3 protein-coding genes and 1 pseudogene are annotated in these 1,724 nt (G+C 63.5%); 2 read left to right on the top strand and 2 right to left on the bottom strand.

Translation table 11 applies throughout. The features are described 5' to 3' along the window. Both AUC71_RS19665 and AUC71_RS12865 read left to right on the top strand, forming a co-directional pair. Positions 1 to 229 (top strand): hypothetical protein (locus tag AUC71_RS19665; protein ID WP_158007837.1); only part of this gene is annotated, 229 nt, incomplete at its 5' end. A 62-nt stretch (positions 230 to 291) separates the two neighbouring features. Next, positions 292 to 837 (top strand): hypothetical protein, encoded by a 546-nt coding sequence (locus tag AUC71_RS12865; RefSeq protein ID WP_069624579.1) that lies wholly within the window; start codon positions 292 to 294, stop codon positions 835 to 837. A 27-nt stretch (positions 838 to 864) separates the two neighbouring features. Here AUC71_RS12865 and AUC71_RS12860 read toward each other — a convergent pair whose 3' ends face one another. After that, positions 865 to 1,197 carry a DUF1330 domain-containing protein gene (locus AUC71_RS12860; RefSeq protein ID WP_069624578.1) on the bottom strand — a complete coding sequence of 111 codons (333 nt, stop codon included), beginning with the start codon at positions 1,195 to 1,197 and terminating at the stop codon, positions 865 to 867. A gap of 158 nt (positions 1,198 to 1,355) precedes the next feature. Beyond that, positions 1,356 to 1,724 (bottom strand): annotated as a pseudogene (locus AUC71_RS12855) (hypothetical protein); the annotation flags it as partial.

Genomic DNA, 1,724 nt, shown 5'->3' with positions numbered 1-1,724 from the left:
TCGCCATCGTCATCGAGGTCGCCATCAGAACGGGCTGCTGGCGCTTCTGATCATAACCTCGATGTTCCCCGCCCGCATGATGGCGGCGCTAGACGGCCCCAATGCCCAGATGATCGTCGCGGCGCGCGACGGCTGCATCTTCGTCGTGCTGTTTTTCAGCGGCGTCGGCCTCGTCATCGGCATGCTGTCCGCGCTCCGCTGGCGCAAGATCTTGGCGTCCGCCGGCTAGGACTCGAGCCTGGACCTCCGAAGCGTTTGGCCCGCCGCGCGAAGCACGGTAGCTTTCCCCCCATGGCGTCTCGAAGAACTCTGACCATCGGCGCGGCTGTTGCCGGCATCTTGGCGGCTCTGCTTGTGGCCGGATATTGGCTGACCGCAGACTTGTTGATCGATGCGAGCCCGCCGCCGCCGGCCGAAACGCGCGCCGAAGCTCCGGCGGAGAATCCGCAGCTTCACTGTCTGCTGATCGGATACACCGGAGAGCCGCGCCTGGCGCTCCTGTTCGATATTCATCAAGTGGGCAGTGACCTGCGCTACGAGCAGCGTCAACTCGTGGAGATCCGCGGCTCACAGAGAACGGTCAAGGAGCCGCCCTTTCCGGACTGGCGCTTGGATACCAGCGCCGAACCGGCGCGCCTGGACTCGGAGATCAGCGTCTTCGACAACTCGGCGGCGGGCTCGCATACCGAGACGATCACCATCGAGCTCTACGACTACCGCCCGGACAAAAGCAACAAAGAGTGGATCGAGTCCGGCCTGAAGAGCATCCACTATCAAAACCTGTCCGGAAACTGCCAGCAGTCCCGTCCCGTGACGCAGGTCTCGACGCGTGAGTGATCGGGCTTGCCGGCCTACGGCCTAGACTCAGCCGCTGGCTTTCGGAAGATAGGGAATGGTGCCCGCCAGATCCGTGTCGTCGATGACATAAAGCGTGCTGACGCTTCCGTCTTGCCGCGCCTTGCCGAACGGCGCGTACTCCGGATCGTTCGCGAAGGCTTTGACGGCCTCAAGGGATGGAAACTGGATGAGCGCAACAAGCGTCGAGTCCGGCTTCTCGCCTTCGAGAGTCGTGATGTTGCCGCTGCGTGACAGATATTTTCCGCCGTGCTTGGCCGCGATGTCGTGCACCTTCTCGGCGTAGGCGGGGACCCAAGCGTCGTCGGTGACCTTCACGTGGGCAATCAAAAATACGGCCATTCGTTCTCCTCCAATTTTGTTTCTAACCGATGGCGGCCGCTGCGACCTAGCAACCTCGATGCGCGGACTTTCCCTACCATAGGTTTGGCGAAGCGCCACCCCTCTGGGCAGACCAATACGAGGAGCGAGTATCTCTAGGTCTTGGGCGTGAGTAGCGCTCAGCCGCGCGGCGGGCGGCGGCGCTCGTTGAACCACGGACGGTATTCGGACGCCATCTTCTGCTGCTGGACCTTGGGCGCGCGCCGCTTGCAGGTCGCCATCTCCTCGCTGCCTTCCAGCGCCCCCCACCGCACCTCGGCGCAATCGTTGATGTTGTAGGCCATCTCGAGATCGCCGATGCGCACGAGCACGTCGTCGAGCGTGAGCGTCCAGGACGAGCCGTCGGAGCGCGTATAGGAGAACTTCCGCGCCGCGAGCTCCGCGTTCAGCACGGCCTCCAGCTTTGCCTTGACCTCTTCCGGGGTCTGGCCTTTGGGCATCTTGTAGCGCTCCGGGCGCGCGCGACGCGCTCGGGGAATTGCGCACCA

It is taken from the genome of Methyloceanibacter marginalis, assembly GCF_001723295.1.
Lineage (GTDB): Bacteria > Pseudomonadota > Alphaproteobacteria > Rhizobiales > Methyloligellaceae > Methyloceanibacter > Methyloceanibacter marginalis.
The sequence above is the reverse complement of the archived record's forward strand: the minus strand, read 5'-3'. Positions and strand labels throughout refer to the sequence as shown.